The organism is Parabacteroides sp. Marseille-P3160 (assembly GCF_900162725.1).
Taxonomy (GTDB): Bacteria; Bacteroidota; Bacteroidia; order Bacteroidales; family Tannerellaceae; genus Marseille-P3160.
Genome location: NZ_LT799418.1, coordinates 2,652,554 through 2,675,824 on the forward strand (window position 1 = coordinate 2,652,554; position 23,271 = coordinate 2,675,824).

The 23,271-nt window shown below is 47.5% G+C and carries 18 protein-coding genes; 13 read left to right on the forward strand and 5 right to left on the reverse strand.

The features are described from left to right. The first annotated feature begins 2 nt into the window (after window positions 1–2). A complete protein-coding gene (locus tag BQ8014_RS10510; RefSeq protein WP_234998026.1) occupies window positions 3–1,382 on the forward strand; it encodes a DUF4270 domain-containing protein in 1,380 nt (459 codons plus the stop codon). A 171-nt stretch (window positions 1,383–1,553) separates the two neighbouring features. Here BQ8014_RS10510 and dapA read toward each other — a convergent pair whose 3' ends face one another. Genes dapA through ligA form a run of 3 tightly spaced genes read right to left on the reverse strand, consistent with a single transcriptional unit; the run spans window position 1,554 to window position 5,015 of the window. After that, the gene (dapA, locus tag BQ8014_RS10515; RefSeq protein ID WP_080904293.1) at window positions 1,554–2,447 is read right to left on the reverse strand and encodes a 4-hydroxy-tetrahydrodipicolinate synthase; all 894 of its coding nucleotides are present in this window, start codon (window positions 2,445–2,447) and stop codon (window positions 1,554–1,556) included. 46 nt (window positions 2,448–2,493) lie between these two features. Beyond that, a complete protein-coding gene (locus tag BQ8014_RS10520) occupies window positions 2,494–3,015 on the reverse strand; it encodes a DUF6913 domain-containing protein (RefSeq protein ID WP_080904294.1) in 522 nt (173 codons plus the stop codon). Next, window positions 3,012–5,015, reverse strand: a complete 2,004-nt coding sequence (gene ligA / locus BQ8014_RS10525) for an NAD-dependent DNA ligase LigA (protein ID WP_080904295.1) — start codon at window positions 5,013–5,015, stop codon at window positions 3,012–3,014. The genes BQ8014_RS10520 and ligA overlap by 4 nt, the downstream gene beginning before the upstream one ends. Window positions 5,016–5,248: 233 nt before the next feature. Here ligA and glyA point away from each other — a divergent pair, with 233 nt between their 5' ends. The 4 genes from glyA to xyl3A all read left to right on the forward strand — a co-directional run bounded on the left by glyA (window position 5,249) and on the right by xyl3A (window position 12,218). Beyond that, window positions 5,249–6,529, forward strand: coding sequence for a serine hydroxymethyltransferase (gene glyA, locus BQ8014_RS10530; RefSeq protein ID WP_080904296.1), 1,281 nt, complete (start codon window positions 5,249–5,251; stop codon window positions 6,527–6,529). Window positions 6,530–6,618: 89 nt separating this feature from the next. Then, window positions 6,619–8,904 (forward strand): family 20 glycosylhydrolase, encoded by a 2,286-nt coding sequence (locus tag BQ8014_RS10535; protein WP_234998121.1) that lies wholly within the window; start codon window positions 6,619–6,621, stop codon window positions 8,902–8,904. 10 nt (window positions 8,905–8,914) lie between these two features. Further along, a complete protein-coding gene (gene trmD, locus BQ8014_RS10540; protein ID WP_080904298.1) occupies window positions 8,915–9,592 on the forward strand; it encodes a tRNA (guanosine(37)-N1)-methyltransferase TrmD in 678 nt (225 codons plus the stop codon). Between the two features lie 19 nt (window positions 9,593–9,611). Then, a complete protein-coding gene (gene xyl3A, locus BQ8014_RS10545) occupies window positions 9,612–12,218 on the forward strand; it encodes a xylan 1,4-beta-xylosidase (protein WP_080904299.1) in 2,607 nt (868 codons plus the stop codon). Between the two features lie 39 nt (window positions 12,219–12,257). Here the strand turns inward: xyl3A and BQ8014_RS10550 are convergent, their stop codons facing one another. Beyond that, the gene (locus tag BQ8014_RS10550) at window positions 12,258–13,574 is read right to left on the reverse strand and encodes an outer membrane beta-barrel family protein (protein WP_234998027.1); all 1,317 of its coding nucleotides are present in this window, start codon (window positions 13,572–13,574) and stop codon (window positions 12,258–12,260) included. On the opposite strand from BQ8014_RS10550, the gene BQ8014_RS19720 reads away from it, so the two are divergent. Then, window positions 13,524–14,027 carry a fibronectin type III-like domain-contianing protein gene (locus BQ8014_RS19720; protein ID WP_139785113.1) on the forward strand — a complete coding sequence of 168 codons (504 nt, stop codon included), beginning with the start codon at window positions 13,524–13,526 and terminating at the stop codon, window positions 14,025–14,027. The genes BQ8014_RS10550 and BQ8014_RS19720 overlap by 51 nt on opposite strands. A 39-nt stretch (window positions 14,028–14,066) precedes the next feature. Here the strand turns inward: BQ8014_RS19720 and BQ8014_RS10560 are convergent, their stop codons facing one another. Beyond that, complete coding sequence (locus BQ8014_RS10560) at window positions 14,067–16,508, reverse strand: TonB-dependent receptor (protein ID WP_234998028.1); 2,442 nt, start codon at window positions 16,506–16,508, stop codon at window positions 14,067–14,069. Window positions 16,509–17,190: 682 nt separating this feature from the next. Between BQ8014_RS10560 and hisH the strand changes: the two genes are divergently transcribed. The 7 genes from hisH to lysA all read left to right on the forward strand — a co-directional run bounded on the left by hisH (window position 17,191) and on the right by lysA (window position 23,243). Next, window positions 17,191–17,790 (forward strand): imidazole glycerol phosphate synthase subunit HisH, encoded by a 600-nt coding sequence (gene hisH / locus BQ8014_RS10565; RefSeq protein ID WP_080904302.1) that lies wholly within the window; start codon window positions 17,191–17,193, stop codon window positions 17,788–17,790. After that, window positions 17,787–18,521, forward strand: a complete 735-nt coding sequence (gene hisA / locus BQ8014_RS10570; RefSeq protein WP_080904303.1) for a 1-(5-phosphoribosyl)-5-[(5-phosphoribosylamino)methylideneamino]imidazole-4-carboxamide isomerase — start codon at window positions 17,787–17,789, stop codon at window positions 18,519–18,521. The genes hisH and hisA overlap by 4 nt, the downstream gene beginning before the upstream one ends. 1 nt (window position 18,522) lies before the next feature. Continuing rightward, window positions 18,523–19,278: an imidazole glycerol phosphate synthase subunit HisF gene (gene hisF / locus BQ8014_RS10575; RefSeq protein WP_080904304.1), complete on the forward strand. Its 756-nt coding sequence runs from the start codon at window positions 18,523–18,525 to the stop codon at window positions 19,276–19,278. 21 nt (window positions 19,279–19,299) lie between these two features. Beyond that, window positions 19,300–19,896, forward strand: a complete 597-nt coding sequence (gene hisIE, locus BQ8014_RS10580; RefSeq protein WP_080904305.1) for a bifunctional phosphoribosyl-AMP cyclohydrolase/phosphoribosyl-ATP diphosphatase HisIE — start codon at window positions 19,300–19,302, stop codon at window positions 19,894–19,896. A gap of 8 nt (window positions 19,897–19,904) precedes the next feature. After that, window positions 19,905–20,609, forward strand: coding sequence for a cell division ATP-binding protein FtsE (locus BQ8014_RS10585; RefSeq protein ID WP_080904306.1), 705 nt, complete (start codon window positions 19,905–19,907; stop codon window positions 20,607–20,609). A gap of 78 nt (window positions 20,610–20,687) precedes the next feature. Further along, window positions 20,688–22,010, forward strand: coding sequence for an aspartate kinase (locus BQ8014_RS10590; RefSeq protein ID WP_080905925.1), 1,323 nt, complete (start codon window positions 20,688–20,690; stop codon window positions 22,008–22,010). Between the two features lie 75 nt (window positions 22,011–22,085). Beyond that, window positions 22,086–23,243, forward strand: a complete 1,158-nt coding sequence (lysA, locus tag BQ8014_RS10595; protein ID WP_080904307.1) for a diaminopimelate decarboxylase — start codon at window positions 22,086–22,088, stop codon at window positions 23,241–23,243. Window positions 23,244–23,271: the final 28 nt, after the last annotated feature.

Here is a 23,271-nt window from a genome sequence, read left to right on the forward strand (position 1 = left end):
GAATGATGAATACAAAGCCTTTTATTTTAGGATTAGCGCTTTTATCTATTTTGTGGATTAGCGCCTGTAAGGATGATTTAAATCTGGTTGGAGGTTCGATTCAACCCGGAGAGGATGAGATAGGCGTTTATACGGATACATTCCAAGTAGAGGCATCGACCGTTTTGCTGGATTCGATTTATGCCAAGACGACGGTAGGCCTTTTAGGGGAAATCTATGATCCTACCTACGGATACCTGAAAGCGGATTATATCTGTCAGTTCTATTGCATGGATGAATATCAGTTTGCAAAAACGCCGGTCGACGGTAAGATCGATTCGGTCGACTTTTTTATTGTCTATTCCGGTTCTGTAGGAGATTCCCTGACTCCGATGCGGGCACAGGTTTACCAAGTCAACTCCGCCCTGGAAAAGAACTATTATACGAATGTGGATCCGAGCAAATTCTGCGATCGTTCCATACCGCTCGGAGCTAAGACCTATACAGCCTATGACGCAAGTATTTCCGATTCGATCCGGGGGATTACGGATACGACCGATTCCCTTTATTACACTCCTCATGTACGAATCCGGATGGACAAATCTCTGGGACAGCGGATTTATGATGAAACGATCCATAACCCGGCATCTTTTAAGAATCAGGCGGCTTTTAATGCCTTTTTCCCGGGTATTTACGTTACAAACACATTCGGATCAGGCAATATGCTGAATGTTTATTCTTCTTCCTTCGCAATTTATTATCATTACCGGGACACGCTTGTCTCCAGTTCGGGAGTCGCGGATTCCGTCGTTATCAAAAAAACTCAGGAAGTATTTTATGCAACCCCTGAAGTCATCCAGTTGAACAGGGTAAGGAACATGGGGCTTGATAAACTGGTCAACGATCCGGATTATGTCTACATGAAGACGCCGGCCGGCGCGGTGACCAAGCTGGTTATTCCGGCTAAGGAGATTGCTCCTTTGGTGGAAGGCCGGGTAATCAACAATATGTCTTTTTCATTGATGGCGATGCCGCAGGAAGAGACTCAATTTCCGCTTTTGGCTCCTCCTACCGTCGTCTTGATGCCGGAGGATTCCCTAAGTTTCTTTTTCCAGAAAGGATATACGGATGTGAATAGCCTGGCTATCCCGATAACGTATACAACTTCGACGCGGAAGTATAATTTCGGAAATATATCCAATATCCTGAAAGTTCATATAAAGAATAGCCCGGATGAAGACCTTCGTCTGGTTGTTGTGCCTGTGACCCGGGAAACCGGAACGGTGAATAATATAACGCAAACGACTTCTATGACGAACTTAATGTCTCCTTCTGCAGTAAAGATCCGGAGAGACAAAGAGAGTATGAAGATGGAAGTGGTGTCGAGCAAATATGAGAAATAATGATGAATGATGAGCACGATGTAGATCGTTGAGATGTTCGCCATTCGGATTTAAAGCAAATATAGGTTGGTGTCAGGCAGATCTCTCCAGTGAGATGAACCTGACACCAATTTTGTTAGAGGGCGAAAAGATCTTTATTAAAATAATGTGAGAAGGACGGTCTATTATTTGTCAGCATTTGATGCTGAGGCGTCGGAGAACTTCACGTATTTTCTCATAAGTGGTAATCCGGGTAGGCACCAGAGGGAGACGCAGCTTGTTTTGAATGTAGCCCATCATGCTCAACATGCTTTTTACTCCGGCCGGGTTGCCGTCGACAAATAGAAGCTCGAAAAGTTCGGTGAAGCCGTGGTGAATGGTACGGCTATTCTCATAATCCCCTGCCAAAGCGAGGCGTACCATCCTGCTGAATTCTTTCGGCAGGGCATTCCCGATGACGGATATGACTCCGATAGCACCTAACGTAATTAAAGGAAAAGTGATTCCATCGTCACCGGAAATCACATTGAAATTGGCCGGCTTGTTCTTTATGATATCATCCATCTGGGTGATGTTGCCGGAGGCCTCCTTGACCGCTACGATGTTGGGAAATTCGCGCGCCAGGCGAAGAGTGGTTGCCGCTGTCATATTAACGCCGGTACGTCCCGGCACATTATATAGGACGACCGGCAGGTCGGTCGCCTCGGATATGGCTTTATAGTGTTGATAAATGCCTTCTTGCGAGGGTTTGTTGTAATAAGGAACAACCGACAGGATGGCATTGATATTGCTGAAATCATCCTTGTGCAGTTTTTCGACAATCTGGCGCGTACAATTTCCTCCCAATCCTAAAACGATCGGGACTCGACGGCGTACTTGCATCGTGACAACACGCAGTATCTCTTTTTTCTCCTCTTCAGTCAGAGTCGGCGTTTCGGCTGTAGTCCCTAAAACTACCAGGTAATCGATTCCATTTTGGATCTGGAACTCTACTAATCTTACCAAAGCCTCATAATCGACACTCTCATCTTCTTTGAAAGGTGTAATCAATGCTACACCCATTCCTCTTAAATCTATATTCGCCATGGAAAAATAATTCCTCTATTACAAATACAAAAGTACGTAAATAATATTATTCTGAACGGATCGACTGCAAATAAAATAAAATCTGTTCAAATAAGTAGCTGATGTCGTTTTTATCTGTCATCGTAATGGAGAGGTCATGCAACTGCTCTCCTTCCGCCGGTTTGGTCCCGACTTTAAAATGGCTCGGATGCTTTAGCATTAGCAGATGCATGCTATGCGATTGGAGGCCTGTCAAGTCGATTAATAAATCTGCCGGAATTTGCCGGAACTGTTTTTCCAAGTTGGGGGAAGGAAAGCCCAACCGGTTGACATCCTGCTTTTCATAAATTAGAAGGATGGAAGGAGGCCAACCGGAGATCTTTTCTCTTGTATATGCACAGGATGTTACTTTTATGTTCCGCTCTTCCAATTGCCGGATACAGGGTTGGATTTCATTCAGCTTTGGGGCGTCGAATAGTAAAAGTACGGTTCTGATTTGATCCAGTGAGCGGTAACAATGTACCCGTTCGGGTATTCCCTTGCTGTTCTTTCGAATTTCTTTCTTTATAAAATAAGGAGTGAGTATCATTTTGCCAATAGATTTAAGAAGTCTTCTTCATTAATAATCTTAATGCCTAATTTCTCCGCCTTCTCTAATTTCGCAGGCCCCATATTTTCCCCGGCCAGGATGTAGTCGGTTTTAGCGGATACGGAGCCGCTGTTTTTTCCTCCGTTCTGTTCGATCATCGCTTTATATTCCTCTCGGGAATGTTTCGCAAAAGTACCGCTGATGACAATGGTTGCGCCTTTCAGTTTGTCGGTATGTGCAGCCAGGGTTTCTTCGGCAACCGACATCGAGAGTCCCGCCTCTTTCAGCCGGTAAACCAGATCCCGGTTCCGTTCGTCAGCGAAATAGTTTAGCACGCTGCGGGCAATCCGTTCACCCACCTCGTCCACGTCGACCAGTAATTCGAAACTCGCCTCTTCCAGCTTTTCCATCGACGGGAAAGCCTTGGCAAGCCGTTTGGCGACCGTTTCGCCCACATATCGGATTCCCAAACCGTAAAGCACCCGTTCGAAAGGAACTTTCCGGGATTCTTCCAGGCTGGTGATAAGGTTTTGGGCGCTTTTTTCCGCCCAGCGTTCCAAGCGGAGCAGGTCGGCGGCTTTGAGCGTATAAAGGTCGGCGGCATCTTTGACGTAACCGGCATTGTACAAATCTTCGACCGTTTCCGGCCCGATATTGATATTCATCGCCTTGCGGGTAACAAAATGTTCGATCTTACCCTTAATCTGAGGCGGACAACCCAATTCGTTCGGGCAATAGTAGGCCGCTTCCCCTTCCGGCCGGATCAAGGGCGTTCCGCATTCGGGACAATTCCGGATGAACCGGACTTTCTCGCCGAGCAACATGGGGCGGGCTTCGGTATCTACTCCGACTATTTTCGGAATGATCTCGCCGCCTTTTTCCACGAAGACCTTATCTCCAATATGCAGATCCAGGCTTTCGATGATGTCGGCATTATGCAGAGAGGCGCGCTTTACGGTCGTTCCGGCCAATAAGACCGGATCCAGATTAGCAACCGGAGTAACGACGCCGGTACGCCCGACCTGGTAAGTCACCCGGTTGAGGCGGGTGACAGCCTGTTCGGCCTGGAATTTATAGGCAATGGCCCAGCGAGGGCTTTTAGCAGTGAATCCCAGAAACTTTTGCTGGCGGAGAGAGTTCACCTTCAGTACGATTCCGTCGGTAGCGACCGGAAGTTTTTTTCGTTCCGTATCCCAATGGTCGATGTAATTGAAGATCTCACTCAACGTCATGCATTTGCGGATGAAGGACGATATTTTTATTCCCCAGCTGCGCGCCTTTTGAAGATTATCGTAATGCGTATCAGCCGGCAGTTCCTTTCCTAAAATATAATAGAAATAGGCGTCTAGCTTGCGGGAGGCTACAATGGCCGGATTCTGCTGTTTCAATGTTCCCGACGCCGCATTCCGCGGGTTGGCGAAAAGCGGCTCCTCCTGTTCTTCCCGTTCCTTGTTCAAGCGGTCGAATTCAGCCCAAGGAAGCAGGATTTCCCCCCGTATCTCGATGGATTCAGGATAATCATTCCCCCTTAATTTCAGCGGAATGGATCGGATTGTCCTGACATTAACCGTCACGTCGTCTCCACGTGTGCCGTCTCCCCGGGTTATGGCGCGAACCAACCTTCCCTTCTCGTAGAGTAAGGAGATGGAAGTACCATCATATTTCAATTCGGCGACAATCTCAAAAGGCTCGTTCAACAAGCGGGCCGTCCGTTCGTAGAAATCCCTGACTTCCTCTTTCGAATATGTATTCCCCAGAGAAAGCATGGGATACTGATGGGTCACCTGTTCAAAATCTTTGGAGAGGTCGCTGCCAACGCGTCGGGTCGGCGAACAAGGGTCGGCGTATTCGGGATGCGCTTTCTCCAACGCCTCCAGCTCTTTTAGCTTGAAATCGAAATCCCGGTCGGAAATTGTGGGGGTATTTAGAACGTAATACTGGTAATTATAAAGCTCCAATTCCTCACGGAGCGCCTTTATCTTAGCTTCTGTTTCATTCATGGATCTATCTTATCGATTTTGTCAGTTTGCAAATATAGTTTTTTTAGTTTCTTCTTTCTTGGCGATTAACGAATAATAGCATAAAAGGCCTTTCCTCCTTTGGTTCGTTTTCGCCGGGAAGCGCTATTTTTTAAGCGGAATCATCGTGTGATATCAAAAAAAAGGTAAATTTGCAAACACCTTATGCTTTTTGCAAGTATACTTTACTATATAAATAAGATCAATTTAAAGGAATGAAAAGAGACGACATCATTTTTGACATTATCGAAAGAGAAAGACAACGTCAACTGAAAGGTATTGAGTTGATAGCTTCGGAGAATTTTGTGAGCGACCAGGTTATGCAGGCGATGGGGAGTTGCCTGACCAATAAATATGCGGAAGGATATCCGGGTAAGCGCTATTACGGAGGTTGTGAAGTGGTGGACGAAAGCGAATCGTGGGCTATCGAACGCCTGAAGAAGCTGTTTAATGCCGAATGGTCAAATGTACAACCGCATTCCGGTGCCCAAGCTAACGCTGCCGTTTTGCTGGCTGTCATGAATCCGGGCGATACGTTCCTCGGCTTGAACCTTTCGCATGGAGGACATCTTTCGCACGGTTCTCCTGTTAACAGTTCCGGTATCTTATATCGTGCTGTTGCCTATAACGTAAAAGAGGAAACCGGGCGTGTGGATTATGATCAAATGGAAGAGGTCGCTTTGCGGGAGCACCCGAAAGTCATTATCGGAGGCGGTTCGGCCTATTCGCGAGACTGGGATTACAAACGGATGCGCGAGATTGCAGACAAGATCGGTGCCATCCTGATGATCGACATGGCTCATCCTGCCGGGTTAATCGCCGCCGGATTGCTGAACAATCCGCTGGAATATGCCCATATCGTCACTTCTACTACTCATAAAACATTACGCGGCCCGCGTGGCGGAGTCATCCTTTTAGGCAAAGACTTCGATAATCCATGGGGAAAGACAACACCAAAGGGAGAAATCAAAAAGATGTCCCAACTACTGGATTCCGCTGTATTCCCGGGTATCCAGGGAGGCCCGCTGGAGCACGTGATCGCTGCGAAAGCCGTTTCCTTTGCCGAAGCGCTGGAGCCCGAATACAAGACCTACCAGACCCAAGTGAAAAAGAACGCCGCCGCTATGGCGCAGGCTTTCATCGATAAAGGATATAAAATTATCTCCGGAGGTACCGACAACCATAGCATGTTGATCGACCTGCGCCCTAAATTTCCCGATTTGACCGGTAAGGTGGCTGAAAAAGTTTTGGTGGCTGCCGACATTACTGTTAATAAGAATATGGTGCCTTTTGACAGCCGTTCTCCTTTCCTTACTTCCGGCATTCGTGTTGGGACTCCGGCTATCTCTACCCGTGGGGCCAAGGAGCCGTTGATGGGCGAAATCGTAGAATTGATTGATACCGTTCTTTCGCATCCGGAAGACGAGAAGACAATCGTGGCCGTTCGGCAAAAAGTAAACAGTACGATGAACGGGTATCCTCTTTTTGCCTGGTAAACCACACTATGGGATAAAGAATATAAGCCGCAATAGTTATGCATGAAAAAAGAATTAAAACAATAGGAGTCTCTTTGTTACTGGCCGCTATGACGGCCTGTAACAATGTTCCGGAAGAAGAGAAGAGTTATAATCAGGGAATCAATATCATCCCGAAACCGGTGAGCTTGGTACAGAACGAAGGTTTTTTTACGTTGAAAAAGAATACCGTTTTCTACGCCCCGACGCCGGAAACAAAAACGATCGCCGGCTTTATCGCGGCAAAGATCCAGGCTTCGACAGGATATAAATTAGGTATAACGGATGAAGAGAAACCGTCCGGTGTTATTTCTTTGGTCATAGATCAGGCTTTGGAGTTGAACAAGGAAGGATACACACTGGACGTAACCCCGGAGAAAGTGTCGGTTCGCGCTAAAACGCCACAAGGACTTTTCTACGGAATGCAGTCCTTCCTACAATTACTTCCGGCGGAGATAGAAAGTCCCGAGGTGGTGAAGGGCATTGCTTGGAAGGCGCCTTCCGTCGCATTAAAAGACGAGCCGAGGTTCGAATACCGCGGCATGATGCTCGACCCTTGCCGCCATTTCATTCCGGTAGAGAATATCAAGAAACAGTTGGATGTACTTGCCCTGTTTAAGATCAACACCTTCCATTGGCACTTGACGGATGACCAGGGTTGGCGGATCGAGATTAAGAAATATCCCAAACTGACGGAAGTCGGCTCGAAACGTATTGAGGGCGAGGGAAATGAGTACGGAGGCTATTATACCCAAGAACAGATCAAGGAGGTTGTAGCTTATGCCGCGGAACGCTTCATCAACGTAATTCCCGAAATCGAACTGCCGGGGCATGAACTGGCAGCCATCGCCGCTTATCCGGAACTATCCTGTACCGGTGACTCGATTACTCCTCGGATTGTGTGGGGAGTGGAAGACGTGGTGCTTTGCGCCGGAAAAGAGGAAGTTTTCAAGTTTCTGGAAGATGTGATTGCCGAAGTCATTCCTTTGTTCCCGGGCGAATATTTCCATATCGGAGGGGACGAATGTCCGAAAATCAGTTGGGAGAAGTGTCCGCTTTGCCAGAAAAGGATGCGGGAAAACCATCTGAAAGACGAGCACGAATTGCAAAGTTATTTTGTCCAACGGATTGAAAAAGTGTTGACTAAATACGGCAAGAAGATGATCGGCTGGGATGAAATCCTGGAAGGCGGCTTGGCCCCGTCTGCAACCGTCATGTCATGGCGTGGCGAAGAAGGCGGAATTGCAGCGGCCTCGATGAATCACGATGCGATCATGACACCTGGCGGAAACGGCATGTACCTGGACCAGTTCCAGTCCGATTATAGAACAGAACCAGTTGCCATCGGCGGCTATGCTCCCCTGGAGAAAGTCTATGCCTATAATCCGGTGCCGGATACGCTGGCTACAGCCGGTAAAGGGCATTTCATTAAAGGAGTGCAATGTAATATATGGACGGAATATATATATAATACGGATATCATGGAATACCGTATCTTTCCGCGTATCCTGGCCCTGTCCGAAATTGCCTGGACGGCTTTGGATAAGAAAGATTACAAAGATTTCGAACGCCGCATCGACAATGCACTTGTTCGTTTGGACGGGCACAAGATAAACTATCATATTCCACAACCCGAGCAACCGAACGGATCCTGCAACTTTGTCGCTTTTACAGACAAGGCAACCCTGGCATTCAAAACGGTTCGTCCGGTAAAAGTCGTTTATACGATAGACGGAACGGAGCCTACCCCGAAGTCGGCAATTTATGAATCGCCGATAGAAATGACCGAATCCGGCGTATTGAAAATCCGATCGGTTCTTCCTTCCGGGAAAATGAGTCCGGTCCGCGCCATCACCGTAGAGAAACAAACACTGGCTCCGGCCAAGGAAGTCACCTCGAAGAAACCGGGATTGAAATTACAGGTCGCCGACGGAATGTTCCTCGAATCGTCCAAGTTGGCAAACGTGACCGATTGGAAGGAATCCACTCTCAAAAGCTTAGGCGAGATTACACAGATTGTGAAATCCACGTCCTCCATGCGCGGAGTCAAGCAATATGCCGCCATCGCTTCGGGATATGTAACTATACCGGAAGACGGCGTGTATTATTTTTCTTCCGACTTGGAAGAAGTCTGGATCGACGGCAAACTATTGATCAGCAACAAGGGAGAAGTGAAACGATTCTCCCGGAATGATCGTTCCGTCGCTTTAGCCAAGGGATTGCACGAGATTAAAGTTGTCTTCCTCGGGCATATCATCGGTGGTTGGCCGTCTAACTGGAACAATGGAAGCGTGAACATCCGCAGGTCGGATGCCGAAGCGTTTACGCCGGTAACCCCGGAAATGTTGTCTTTCTGACTGAAGAATGATGCGAATTGATATATTGACCGTTTTGCCGGAGATGATCGAAGGGGCATTGAATTGTTCCATTCTGAAGCGGGCACAGGAGAAGGGGCTTGCCGAAATCTATCTGCATAACCTGCGTGACTACAGTACGGATAAATGGAGACGCGTAGATGATTATCCCTTTGGCGGCGAAGCGGGCATGGTGATGCAGATCGAACCTATCGACCGGGCGATCTCCGCCCTGAAAGAGGAACGGACATACGATGAAGTGATCTTCACTTCCCCGGACGGGGAGAGGTTCGACCAACCGATGGCCAACCGTTTGTCGATGTTGGGCAACCTGATCTTGTTGTGCGGGCATTACAAGGGAATCGATTACCGGATCCGGGAGCATCTGATCACGAAAGAGATTTCGATCGGCGATTATGTCCTTACCGGCGGAGAGTTGGCGGCGGCGGTAATCGCCGATGCGGTAGTCCGTCTTCTGCCGGGAGCCATTGGCGACGAGCAGAGCGCTCTTTCCGATTCCTTCCAGGACGGCCTGCTGGCGCCGCCGGTCTATACGCGCCCCGCTGAATACAAAGGTTGGAAGGTACCGGATATCCTGTTGTCCGGCCATACGCTTAAGATTGAAGAATGGCGGCTACAACAGGCGCAGGAACGGACCGCCCGCCTGCGTCCCGACTTATTGAGTGATTAATCTTAATTCTCCATAGAGTATGAAAAAGCTTTCATTTTGTCTTTGCTTCCTACTCATATTGGTTTTAGCGGGCTGTAGCCGGAAAACATATGAGTATCCATTCCGGAATCCGGATCTTCCGACCGAAGAACGGATTGAAGATTTGCTGAAACGGCTGACCCTGGAGGAAAAAGTCGGGCAGATGATGAATCAGACACCCTCCGTCGAACGGTTAGGAATACCTCCTTACGACTGGTGGAATGAGGCGCTGCACGGAGTGGCTCGTGCAGGGAAAGCAACGGTTTTCCCGCAGGCAATCGCCTTGGCGGCTACTTTCGACGACGCGGATTTGTATACGACTTTTTCGATGGTGGGCGATGAAGCGCGCGCAAAATATCATCATTACCAAAAACTGAAGGAATATGATCGCTATAAGGGATTGACCTTCTGGACGCCGAATATCAATATTTTCCGGGATCCGCGCTGGGGACGGGGAATGGAGACATATGGAGAAGATCCTTACCTGACAGAAAGAATGGGACTTGCTGTTGTGAAAGGTTTACAGGGCGATGACCCGAATTATTTCAAGACCCATGCCTGCGCCAAGCATTATGCTGTGCATAGCGGGCCGGAATGGAACCGGCACTCGTTCGACGTGGAAGTTTCGCCGCGTGACTTATGGGAAACCTATCTGCCTGCGTTCGAAGCCTTGGTTAAGAAGGGACATGTACAGGAGGTTATGTGCGCCTACAACCGGTACGAAGGCAAACCCTGTTGCGGAAGCGATAAACTCCTGGTTGATATTCTCCGGAATGCCTGGGGATATGATGATATTATTCTTTCCGACTGCGGGGCGATTGATGACTTCTGGCAGAAGGATGAAAACACGCCCCGGCACGAGACGCATCCGGACCGGGAAAGTGCTTCGGTGGATGCCGTGCGCAGCGGAACGGATCTGGAGTGCGGGGGTAGTTACCGGAGTTTGCTGGAAGCCGTCAAAAAAGGAACGATCAAAGAGTCCGAATTGAACGTATCCCTTCGCCGCCTATTGAGAGGGCGTTTTGAGTTGGGAATGTTCGATCCGGACGAACGGGTACCTTATTCCAAAATCCCTTACGATGTCGTGGAGAGTCCCGAACACATCGCACAGGCGTTGAAGATGGCCCGCAAAAGCATGGTGCTTTTAAAGAACGCGGACCGGACGCTTCCGCTCTCAAAAGGGATCCGTAAGATAGCCGTAGTCGGGCCGAATGCAGCGGATTCGACCATGCTCTGGGCAAATTACAACGGTTTCCCTACCCATACCGTCACGATCCTCGAAGGTATCCGGAAGAAAGTTCCCGATGCCGAGGTGGTTTACGTTTTGGGCTGTAATCATACTGATGATTTTATGATCAAGGACTTGGGGGCTTCCGTCACGAATCCTTCCGGTACAGGCTTTGCCGCTGAATTTTACAACAATGAATCGTTCGAGGGCGAGCCTGTCCATACGGGGACAGTGCAGAGCCTTCATTATACGACGGGGGGCAATACCCAGTTCGCTCCGAAAGTGAACCTGACTCATTTCTCAGCGCGCTTTACCGGCACGTTTGAAGCGCCCCTAACCGGGGAAGTCGAGTTCGATATTTCCGGGAATGATGGCTTCCGTCTTTATGTCGGAGAAGAAAAAGCGGCTGAAATGTGGACCAGTGAATATACCGGAAGCCGGAAATACAAACTGAAGGTAGAAGAAGGGCGGAAATATCCGTTGAAGATAGAATACTTGCAAAAGACCGGAAGTGCCGATCTGAACTTTACTATCGGCGCCCGCTCCGCCGTTGATTATGCCGGAACGGTTGCCCAGGTGAAGGATGCGGATGTGATTATCTTTGCCGGCGGTATCTCCCCGCGCCTGGAAGGGGAGGAAATGCCGGTTGACGCCGAAGGATTCAGGAAAGGAGACCGTTTGAATATAGAAGTGCCGAAAGTGCAGCATGAAATGATTAAATCCCTGGAAGCCACCGGCAAGCCACTTGTGTACGTCTGTTGTACCGGTAGCCCCCTGGCAATCGGTTGGGAGCAGGAACATGCGGATGCCATCCTGAACGCCTGGTATGGCGGGCAGGAGGGAGGAACCGCCGTGGCAGATATTTTGTTCGGCGACTATAATCCGGCCGGCCGTTTGCCGGTAACCTTCTATCGTTCGGCCGACCAATTGCCCGACTTTGAGGATTACTCCATGAAAGGGCGTACCTATCGTTATATGACTCAGAAGCCGCTTTATCCTTTCGGCTACGGATTGAGTTATTCCACGTATACTTATAAAGATGCCAAGCTGTCCGCTGTAAGCATAGAAAAAGATCAGCCTGTCACCTTGATGTTTAAGATAGAAAATAAAGGCGCGATGGATGGGGAAGAGGTGGCACAAGTTTACCTGAAGAACCCGAATGATCCGGAGGGGCCGCTAAAAGCCTTGAAGGCTTTCAGACGGGTGCCGGTCAAAGCCGGAGAATCGGCTGAGGTGTCCATTGAACTGAAGCCGGAATCCTTCCGTTCGTTTAATGACCGGACTCAGACTTTTGAAGTCCGTCCGGGAGAATACACGGTATTGTTGGGGAGTTCTTCCGACGACCGTGATTTGCAGGGATTAAAACTTACGATCCAATAAAGGGGGGGGGCATTGAGCCTCCCTTCCTGTTTTTTCTTCTTATAATTCATCAGAATTCATCTCATCGACGGATTTGCTTTTCTGTCCCATGTTCCCGAAAGAATAGGTGAGAGTGAATCCGATTCTCCGCCCGATTCTCTGGAACGAGTTTTCCTGCCAGAATCCGTTGCCGGAAGTAATGCTGACTCTTTTCCGGCTGTTCAATACATCCCGGGCACTTACGGCAAAACTCAGGGCATTATCGAGAAAAGATTTCCGGATTCCCAGGTCCAGCGAGCCGCTTGCTTTCTGGTATCCCTGGGCTGTAATTTGTTTGGAATTGAAATTTCCCGTTGCCTGGAAAGAAATTTTATAGGGTAATGTCATATTCGCAATGATCCTTCCGTTCCATGAAAAGTTATCGTTGTCTTCCTCCACGATCGGCTGCTCGACACCTTGGGGAAGATAAGTGAAACCTTCCAGCTTGTTATAATACATGCTCATTGTTGTTGTCAGGTCCAAGGATTGGAAGAAACGGTTTTTCAGGATGAATTCCGTACCGGTCGCGTGTGTCTTGGCTATGTTCTCATACGTCGTCTTGATGATATTATCTTCAAGATAGCTGATGCGCTGGATGACATCGTCCGTCGTCCGGTAGAAGGCCGATAGGGATAAGGTATGGTTCTCCCAGTTTTTTATGTAATTCAGTTCGAAAGCATTGGCGTATTGCGGCTTTAGATAGGGATTTCCATAGGAAATATTCGTCGAATCCATGATATCCATGAAGGAATTCAATTGGCGGCCGTTAGGGCGTGAAACCCGCCGGGTATAGTTGAGTTGCAACTCATTTTCATTGGGCAAGGCATAAGAGAGGAAAACGCTCGGGTAGAAACTGAAATAGTTTTTCTTGTACGGATCGATTTCGTCCTCGCTCTCTCCATAAGCAAGCGATTGGGTATTCATGCGGGTGTATTCGCCACGTGCGCCCAACTGGATGCCGAAATTATGAATGCGTTTGGAAAATGTTGCGTAAAGCGCATGGACATCTTGGTCATAATTGAACAGGTTGTAGAGGTTTTCATCAAAAGTGGCCGTCTGTTCCGTACTTCCGGAATAAGTTTCAACCGGACTTTCCCTCCGCGCCAGATCTCCTTTGTAGCCGAGTTCGACTTTATTTCCTTCACCGAATTCATTCAGATAATCAGCCTGTATCTCCCAGGAACGCGAACTGTTATCGTTCAATTGGCGTTGGTAGGAATTGACAATGCTTCCGTCTGCATATTCCGAACGCTGGTTGTATGCCGGGGTTGCTTCCCTTTCGAAATATTGGCGGGAAACGGACAGATCCNGGTAACCTTCTATCGTTCGGCCGACCAATTGCCCGACTTTGAGGATTACTCCATGAAAGGGCGTACCTATCGTTATATGACTCAGAAGCCGCTTTATCCTTTCGGCTACGGATTGAGTTATTCCACGTATACTTATAAAGATGCCAAGCTGTCCGCTGTAAGCATAGAAAAAGATCAGCCTGTCACCTTGATGTTTAAGATAGAAAATAAAGGCGCGATGGATGGGGAAGAGGTGGCACAAGTTTACCTGAAGAACCCGAATGATCCGGAGGGGCCGCTAAAAGCCTTGAAGGCTTTCAGACGGGTGCCGGTCAAAGCCGGAGAATCGGCTGAGGTGTCCATTGAACTGAAGCCGGAATCCTTCCGTTCGTTTAATGACCGGACTCAGACTTTTGAAGTCCGTCCGGGAGAATACACGGTATTGTTGGGGAGTTCTTCCGACGACCGTGATTTGCAGGGATTAAAACTTACGATCCAATAAAGGGGGGGGGCATTGAGCCTCCCTTCCTGTTTTTTCTTCTTATAATTCATCAGAATTCATCTCATCGACGGATTTGCTTTTCTGTCCCATGTTCCCGAAAGAATAGGTGAGAGTGAATCCGATTCTCCGCCCGATTCTCTGGAACGAGTTTTCCTGCCAGAATCCGTTGCCGGAAGTAATGCTGACTCTTTTCCGGCTGTTCAATACATCCCGGGCACTTACGGCAAAACTCAGGGCATTATCGAGAAAAGATTTCCGGATTCCCAGGTCCAGCGAGCCGCTTGCTTTCTGGTATCCCTGGGCTGTAATTTGTTTGGAATTGAAATTTCCCGTTGCCTGGAAAGAAATTTTATAGGGTAATGTCATATTCGCAATGATCCTTCCGTTCCATGAAAAGTTATCGTTGTCTTCCTCCACGATCGGCTGCTCGACACCTTGGGGAAGATAAGTGAAACCTTCCAGCTTGTTATAATACATGCTCATTGTTGTTGTCAGGTCCAAGGATTGGAAGAAACGGTTTTTCAGGATGAATTCCGTACCGGTCGCGTGTGTCTTGGCTATGTTCTCATACGTCGTCTTGATGATATTATCTTCAAGATAGCTGATGCGCTGGATGACATCGTCCGTCGTCCGGTAGAAGGCCGATAGGGATAAGGTATGGTTCTCCCAGTTTTTTATGTAATTCAGTTCGAAAGCATTGGCGTATTGCGGCTTTAGATAGGGATTTCCATAGGAAATATTCGTCGAATCCATGATATCCATGAAGGAATTCAATTGGCGGCCGTTAGGGCGTGAAACCCGCCGGGTATAGTTGAGTTGCAACTCATTTTCATTGGGCAAGGCATAAGAGAGGAAAACGCTCGGGTAGAAACTGAAATAGTTTTTCTTGTACGGATCGATTTCGTCCTCGCTCTCTCCATAAGCAAGCGATTGGGTATTCATGCGGGTGTATTCGCCACGTGCGCCCAACTGGATGCCGAAATTATGAATGCGTTTGGAAAATGTTGCGTAAAGCGCATGGACATCTTGGTCATAATTGAACAGGTTGTAGAGGTTTTCATCAAAAGTGGCCGTCTGTTCCGTACTTCCGGAATAAGTTTCAACCGGACTTTCCCTCCGCGCCAGATCTCCTTTGTAGCCGAGTTCGACTTTATTTCCTTCACCGAATTCATTCAGATAATCAGCCTGTATCTCCCAGGAACGCGAACTGTTATCGTTCAATTGGCGTTGGTAGGAATTGACAATGCTTCCGTCTGCATATTCCGAACGCTGGTTGTATGCCGGGGTTGCTTCCCTTTCGAAATATTGGCGGGAAACGGACAGATCCAGCGTGCTTTTCTCATGGAACTGACGTTTGTAATTCAGTTCGAAGTGGCCGATTTTCATCGTGTTCCTGTCTTCCGATAAACGGAAACTCGTCTGGTAGGAGCCGGGGACATCGCTAGTATAATCCATCATGTCATCTTCTTTTTCGTTGTCCAGCATTCCGAAAAAGTTGAACCCTAAATGATCTTTACCGGTCAGATGATAGGTAATGCCCGCCCGCGCAAAATAAGGCCATTCCTTTTCCTTATCCCTTCTCTGCTGGTTCAGGAAAGAAACAGTGTTACCCGCATCGTCCAGGTTGTTACGGTATGTGTAACCTTTTCCTTTCCCTTTCCTGACCCGGTGGCTCAGGTTCAGGTAGGTGTCGAACTTATTATTGCTGTAATTCAGATTACCGCCTAAATTATAGCCTCCATGGGTGTCGACCCGGGTTTGTACGCTTCCGTAATAACCGGTCTTCCGGTCCTGTTTGAGAATGATATTAATAATCCCCGCCGTCCCTTCGGGATTGTATTTTGCCGAAGGATTGGTAATGATCTCGACACGCTCGATGCTTTCCGACGGCAGTTGCTCCATGATCTGGGCGCTGTTGTCGGAGGTTAGTCCGGAGGCCTTACCGTTGATCCAGATCGTAACGCTCGGATTGCCCCGTAGGGAGATTGTCCCTTCCGCATCGACGTTGACGGACGGGATATTGCCGAGGATATCGCTGGCCGAACCTCCGATGGCGGACAGGTTTTGCCCTACATTATAGACCTTTTTATCGATTTCGAATCGCATCTGGGGCTGTTGCCCGATGACCACCACTTCCGAAAGCATCTGCCGGTCTTCGGAGAGGGGGATAGTACGGAAATCAACCGTCGCATTGCTACTGTTTATCGAGAAAGCCTTCTCCACAGTCTTATATCCAATCATACTGATTTGTACGACGTAACTACCGATTTTTAAATTTCCTATATTGAATATTCCATTCTGATCTGTTACGGAACCAAATACAAAATCCTTTGTCTGTGCATTCAAAACCCGTATGTTCGCATACTCTATATTCTGTTTGTTTTGGGAATCTATTACTTTTCCTGTTATATTTCCATTTTCAGCATAGATGGATGAGACTAGTGAAAAAAGCAGGAAACATCCCATTATAAATGATCTCATAGATATAAATACCTTAATTCTTCCTTTTTTACAAAATAAAAGGAAGATTTCTGATAAGTAGACAAGAAAATGGGTAAAAAAGCTTATCCTTCAAGTAATAAAAGTTAATCCAATTCGCCCTAATTCTACTGAATCATAAGTAAAAGGTGCTCCTTTGTACTGATTTTCATACAGATGTACACTCTCTGTATTTTTTTTACTGAACAAAACGAGTTAACGTGATTCATAACTAAGTAATAAACAAGTCAGCCTAACTTACAAGTTAGAGAAGATGTAGTCAACTGAAATCATTAAACTACACACGATTAAGTGTTTGATGACTATCGAACAGGTGTTCTACAGATGTGAAACACGTGTTTTACGGATGTGAAACAGGTGTTTTATAGCCATGAAACACGTGTTTCATAGCCGTAAAACACCCAACACGATGTACCCAACACAGACAACCTCAAGCATCATCTGCCAATTTTCCACGCATCATGTCAAAAAGAGAATTAAGAGGGAGCCCTACGACTTTCCCAATGTACCTTTTTTGTAAGCTGTTTCGCCCAAACCCGCTCATACTTCATCCTTCCTCCTTCGTTTCCGTGACTTCAATTTTTTATCACTCTATAGCCCTTATCATGTGAGATGTCATAATATTTGTTACTTTTGTGCAGAATAACAAACAGAGCGACTAATAATGAATGTTGTCATTATTAAATACAATGCGGGTAATATCTACTCCGTTGATTATGCATTGAAACGATTGGGTATTACTCCCGAAATTACATCGGATAAGGAGAAAATACAAGCAGCCGATAGGGTGATTTTCCCGGGACAGGGTGAGGCCAGCATGACCATGCAATACCTGCGGGAACATCGGATGGATCGGCTTATCCGGGATTTGAAGCAGCCGGTCCTGGGCATTTGCATCGGGATGCAGTTGCTCTGCCGCAATTCCGAAGAGGGAGGCACCGAATGCCTGGGGGTTTTCGACGTTCCTGTCAAGCGTTTCCTTCCCGAAAGGCATGAAGATAAAGTACCTCATATGGGATGGAATAACCTGACGGGCGTAAGTACCCCCCTGTTTGACGGGACACTGGAAAACCGGTTTGTTTATTTCGTTCACAGCTACTATGTCCCATTGAATGAATATACCGCTGCGACGACGGATTATATTCTTCCGTTTTCGGCGGCGTTGCATAAGGATAATTTCTACGCTACCCAATTTCATCCGGAAAAGAGTGGGAGCGTAGGGGAACGTATATTGACGAATTTTCTTAATATAAGGAACGCATGATAGAAATAATTCCGGCTATTGATTTGATTGACGGGAAATGTGTCCGGTTGACGCAGGGCGATTATGAAACCCGGAAAGTATATAACGAAGATCCGTTGGATGTCGCCAAAGCTTTTGAGGATCACGGAATCCGCCGCTTGCATGTCGTCGACCTCGACGGAGCCCGTTTGGGTCGGATCGTCAACTACAGGACACTGGAAAAATTAGCTTCCCGTACCTCCCTGGTCATAGATTTCGGCGGAGGGCTGAAGCACGATGAAGACCTGCTGATTTCCTTTGAAAGTGGTGCGGCGATGGTTACCGGCGGAAGCATTGCCATTAAGGAACCTGAACTTTTTTCTGCCTGGATCGGGAAGTTCGGCGGTGAAAAGATCATTCTGGGGGCGGATGTCCGAGACCGGAAGATTGCGATTAACGGTTGGAAAGATACGACAGAGCAAGAACTGATTCCTTTTATCGACAGTTATATAAAAAAAGGCATAACAAAGTCTATCTGCACGGATATCGGCAAGGATGGCATGTTGGAAGGCCCTTCCATCGATTTGTATAAGGAGATTCGCGAGGCGTTTCCGGATCTTTACCTGATTGCCAGCGGAGGAGTCGGCTCGATTGGCGATATCGAATCGCTCGAAGAAGCCGGGATCCCGGCGGTGATCTTTGGAAAGGCTATTTATGAAGGGAAAATATCGTTGAAGGAATTGGTTCGCTTCACTGATAAAATGGAAGAATAAGATGTTGGCCAAAAGAATCGTTCCCTGCTTGGATATAAAAGACGGCAAGACCGTCAAAGGCGTCAATTTTATCAATTTCAGAGACGCCGGCGATCCGGTGGAACTGGGGGCATTGTACAGCGAACAGGGGGCGGATGAATTGGTTTACCTTGACATTACCGCCTCTCATGAAGGAAGGAAAACATTCACGGAATTAGTGAAGAAAGTGGCGGCGCATATCAATATACCCTTCACCGTAGGAGGAGGAATCAATGAATTAAAGGATGTAGACCGGCTGCTGGGCGCGGGAGCCGACAAGATATCCGTCAATTCCGCCGCTTTGCGGACACCGGAACTGATCGATGAAATCGCCGCAAACTTCGGAAGCCAGGTCTGTGTCGTGGCAATCGATGCCAAATGGGAGAAAGAAGAATGGATCTGCTACCTGAATGGAGGACGCATCCCAACGGGGAAGAAGTTATTCCAATGGGCAGAAGAAGCCGAACAACGTGGAGCCGGGGAGATACTGTTTACCAGCATGAGCCATGACGGCGTAAAGACCGGTTATGCAAATGAGGCCCTGGCAACGCTCGCGGACCGTCTCCATATTCCGGTAATAGCTTCCGGGGGGGCCGGAGAGAAAGAACATTTCCGGGATGCTTTTCAGATCGGAAAAGCCGATGCAGCCTTGGCGGCATCTGTCTTTCATTTCGGTGAGATCCGGATTCCAGAACTGAAACGGTATCTTTCCGATGAAGGGGTTACTGTCAGATTATAGGTATAGAAATATAGAATAATTATGAAATTGGATTTTGAAAAATTAGGAGGGTTGATTCCTGCCATTGTACAAGATGAAAATACGGAAAAAGTGTTGATGCTGGGCTTTATGAACGAGGAAGCCTATCAAAAAACCGTACAGACAGGAAAGGTTACATTTTACAGCCGTACGAAACAACGTTTATGGATGAAGGGCGAAACAAGCGGGCATACGCTGGACGTCGTGCACATTCTGATCGATTGCGACCAGGATACCATCCTGGTAAAAGCGCATCCGAACGGCCCCGTTTGTCACACCGGATCCGATACTTGTTTCGGGGAAAAGAACAATGAAGACATCTATTTCCTCAAATATTTGCAGGATTTCATCGATAAACGCCGGCAGGAAATGCCGGAGGGATCCTATACTACTTCCCTTTTCACCCGTGGCGTAAACCGGATGGCGCAAAAAGTCGGCGAGGAAGCCGTCGAAACCGTAATCGAAGCAACGAACGGGACGGAAGATGGTTTTATCTACGAAGCTTCCGACCTGATCTATCACCTGATCGTACTCCTTACCAGCAAGGGCTTGCGCCTCGAGGATCTGGCCCGTGAACTCCGGAGGCGTCATAAAGAATAAATTGCATGATGGAAGAGAATACATTGCTCGAACTGAAAGATGTAGAGATTTCACGCGATGAGAACGTAATCCTGCAACAGGCATCTTTGACCATTCATAAAGGGGAATTCGTTTATGTAATAGGGAAAGTGGGCTCAGGAAAAAGCAGCCTGCTGAAATCGTTATACGGAGAGATCCCCTTAAGCCAGGGAAAAGCCTGGATTATGGAATACAATCTGTGTAAATTGAAAAGGCGGGAGATCCCTTATCTGCGTCGTAAGTTGGGTATTGTCTTTCAAGATTTCCAATTGCTGATAGATCGTTCGGCCATGAAGAACCTGGAGTTCGTACTAAAAGCAACCGGATGGAAGAATAAAGATGAAATAGAAGACCGGATCGAGCAAGTCCTTCACCAGGTGGGCATGCAAAACAAAGGATATAAATTACCGCATGAATTGTCGGGAGGCGAACAGCAGCGTATCGTGATCGCACGCGCATTGTTGAATGATCCCGAATTGATTCTGGCAGACGAACCGACCGGGAATCTGGATCCGGAGACGGGCGGACAGATCGTTCAGCTCCTTCATGATATTTGTAAAAAAGGAACGGCTGTGATTATGACGACTCATAATTATCCGATGGTGCATAATTATCCGGCGCGGATCGTCAAATGCGAAGACGACCGTTTGATAGAAATAGGGGAAGAATCGTCAGCCAATGTAAATTCCGACTGATAAATCGGTTGTATTTACCGAATTTCCTATACATTTGCATAGAAGAAGAATTAGAAAATAAAAGAAATAAATTTGAAGATGAAAGTTTTAAAGTTTGGCGGTACTTCTGTGGGATCTGCGCAAAGGATGAAGGACGTAGCGAAGCTGATTTGTAGTGACGAACGCAAAATTGTGGTCTTGTCGGCAATGTCGGGCACAACCAACTCATTGGTTGAAATTTCGGACTATCTTTACAAGAAGAATCCGGATGGAGCCAATGAAGTGATCAACAAACTCGCCCTGAAATACATGGGTATCGTAGATGAATTATATGCTACCGCCGAATATAAACAAAAAGGGAAAAAGCTGATTCAGTCTCATTTCGATCTGATTCGTTCCTATACCAAAGACCTTTTTACCCTCTTCGAAGAAAAAGTAATCCTTGCGCAGGGCGAACTTATTTCAACGGGACTGATGAACCTCTATCTGAATGAAACGGGAGTGAATTCGATACTTATCCCGGCGCTCGATTATATGCGTACGGATAAGAATGCGGAGCCCGATTTGTCTTTCATCAAAGAACGGTTGAATTTATTGCTTGAAGAGCATCCGGCTGCAGACTTGTTTGTTACGCAAGGATACATCTGCCGGAACGCCTACAGTGAAATAGATAACCTACAACGGGGAGGAAGCGACTATACCGCTTCACTGGTCGGTGCGGCTATACATGCTTCCGAAATACAGATCTGGACGGATATCGACGGAATGCATAATAATGATCCGCGGATTGTCGAACATACCTCGCCGGTACGCCATCTTAATTTTGACGAAGCGGCCGAGTTGGCTTATTTCGGTGCCAAAATATTGCACCCTACCTGTATCCTGCCGGCCAAATTGAACAATATCCCGGTCCGGCTATTGAATACCATGCAGCCGGAAGCTCCCGGAACGCTGATTTCCAATGAAACCGAAAAGGGGAAAATCAAAGCCGTGGCCGCTAAGGATAATATTATCTCGATCAAAATAAAGAGTGGGCGGATGCTGCTGGCTACCGGTTTCCTCCGCAAAGTGTTTGAGATTTTTGAAAAACATCAAACACCGATCGATATGGTAACGACTTCGGAAGTAGGCGTCTCGGTCACCATCGACAACCGCAAACGTCTCGAGGAAATTATAGACGATCTGAAAAAATACGGAACGGTTACCGTAGATGACGGCTTGGTTATTGTTTGTGTGGTCGGGGATCTGGAATGGGATAATGTAGGCTTTGAAGCTAAAATCATTTATGCCCTGAAAGATATTCCGGTACGCATGATCTCCTATGGAGGAAGCAACTACAACGTCAGCTTGCTTGTGAAGGCTACCGACAAGAAACGGGCTTTGCAGGCATTGAGCAATCATTTGTTCAACGATAAGAAATAATTCAAACAAATAAGACGGAGGGTGGGCCCGGTAGGACTTACCCTTCTTTTCTGTCATACCAAATACAAGAAAATAATGCTAAAAGGAACTTTCCCCTTAGATAAATTCAAAGATTTAGCTACTCCGTTTTATTACTACGATGTAGCACTTTTGAAGAGAACATTGGATGTCGTATGCAAAGAGTCTTCGGCTTTTGGTTATCATGTGCATTATGCCGTGAAAGCGAATGCCAACCCGCGCATTCTTTCGCTGATCGCCTCGTATGGCCTGGGCGCAGACTGTGTAAGCGGAGGTGAGATCCAAGCCGCTTTGGATGCCGGGTTCCCTGCCCGGAAAGTCGTCTTTGCCGGCGTCGGAAAAGCGGATTGGGAAATTAATCTCGGCTTGGATAAGGATATCTTTTGTTTCAATGTCGAATCCAAAGAAGAACTGCGTATTATCAACGAACTGGCAGCCCAAAAGGGGAAGGTGGCGACCGTTGCTTTGCGTGTCAATCCGAACGTAGACGCCCATACCCATATAAAGATAACGACCGGAAGGAAGGAAAATAAGTTCGGAATCAACCTCAGCATGCTGAATGAGGTGATCGATGAATTAGTGAAGATGAAAAACGTCACGCTGACCGGCCTTCATTTCCATATCGGTTCCCAGATAACGGATCTTTCGACCTTTCAGAATCTTTGCATCCGTTGCAATGAACTGCAGGATGACCTGGAAAACCGCGGCGTAAAAATCGAAAACCTGAACTTCGGGGGGGGCCTGGGTATTGATTATTATCACCCCAATCATCTGGAGATCCCTGCTTTCGAAAATTACTTCGCCGTTTTTCATAAACTGCTGAAAGTGCGCCCCGGACAGCAAGTACATTTTGAACCCGGCCGTTCCATTGTCGCGCAATGCGGTTCGCTCATTTCGCGGGTACTCTACGTGAAAGAGGGAGAGGTGAAGAAGTTTGTTATCCTCGACGCCGGGTTTACCGAACTGATCCGTCCGGCCATGTATGATGCCTACCATCGCATTGAAAATCTTTCCAGCGAAGGGGCTGTCGATACCTATGATGTGGTCGGCCCGATCTGCGAGTCATCGGATGTGTTCGGGAAAGAAGTCGAATTAAATGCAACCCGTCGCGGTGATTTCGTCGCACTCCGCTCCGCCGGAGCCTATGGGGAGGTAATGGCGTCGCAATACAACTGCCGGTCGCTTCCCAAAGCCTATTACTCCGATACATTATAAGGATTCATAAATATATAATCATCACAAT

What these genes read in the sequence shown, in the direction of transcription:
- BQ8014_RS10510 (WP_234998026.1), top strand. Translation starts at nt 3, where the DNA reads ATGATGAATACAAAGCCTTTTATTTTAGGATTAGCGCTTTTATCTATT.
- dapA (WP_080904293.1), bottom strand. Translation starts at nt 2,447, where the DNA reads ATGGCGAATATAGATTTAAGAGGAATGGGTGTAGCATTGATTACACCT.
- BQ8014_RS10520 (WP_080904294.1), bottom strand. Translation starts at nt 3,015, where the DNA reads ATGATACTCACTCCTTATTTTATAAAGAAAGAAATTCGAAAGAACAGC.
- ligA (WP_080904295.1), bottom strand. Translation starts at nt 5,015, where the DNA reads ATGAATGAAACAGAAGCTAAGATAAAGGCGCTCCGTGAGGAATTGGAG.
- glyA (WP_080904296.1), top strand. Translation starts at nt 5,249, where the DNA reads ATGAAAAGAGACGACATCATTTTTGACATTATCGAAAGAGAAAGACAA.
- BQ8014_RS10535 (WP_234998121.1), top strand. Translation starts at nt 6,619, where the DNA reads ATGACGGCCTGTAACAATGTTCCGGAAGAAGAGAAGAGTTATAATCAG.
- trmD (WP_080904298.1), top strand. Translation starts at nt 8,915, where the DNA reads ATGCGAATTGATATATTGACCGTTTTGCCGGAGATGATCGAAGGGGCA.
- xyl3A (WP_080904299.1), top strand. Translation starts at nt 9,612, where the DNA reads ATGAAAAAGCTTTCATTTTGTCTTTGCTTCCTACTCATATTGGTTTTA.
- BQ8014_RS10560 (WP_234998028.1), bottom strand. Translation starts at nt 16,508, where the DNA reads ATGAGATCATTTATAATGGGATGTTTCCTGCTTTTTTCACTAGTCTCA.
- hisH (WP_080904302.1), top strand. Translation starts at nt 17,191, where the DNA reads ATGAATGTTGTCATTATTAAATACAATGCGGGTAATATCTACTCCGTT.
- hisA (WP_080904303.1), top strand. Translation starts at nt 17,787, where the DNA reads ATGATAGAAATAATTCCGGCTATTGATTTGATTGACGGGAAATGTGTC.
- hisF (WP_080904304.1), top strand. Translation starts at nt 18,523, where the DNA reads ATGTTGGCCAAAAGAATCGTTCCCTGCTTGGATATAAAAGACGGCAAG.
- hisIE (WP_080904305.1), top strand. Translation starts at nt 19,300, where the DNA reads ATGAAATTGGATTTTGAAAAATTAGGAGGGTTGATTCCTGCCATTGTA.
- BQ8014_RS10585 (WP_080904306.1), top strand. Translation starts at nt 19,905, where the DNA reads ATGGAAGAGAATACATTGCTCGAACTGAAAGATGTAGAGATTTCACGC.
- BQ8014_RS10590 (WP_080905925.1), top strand. Translation starts at nt 20,688, where the DNA reads ATGAAAGTTTTAAAGTTTGGCGGTACTTCTGTGGGATCTGCGCAAAGG.
- lysA (WP_080904307.1), top strand. Translation starts at nt 22,086, where the DNA reads ATGCTAAAAGGAACTTTCCCCTTAGATAAATTCAAAGATTTAGCTACT.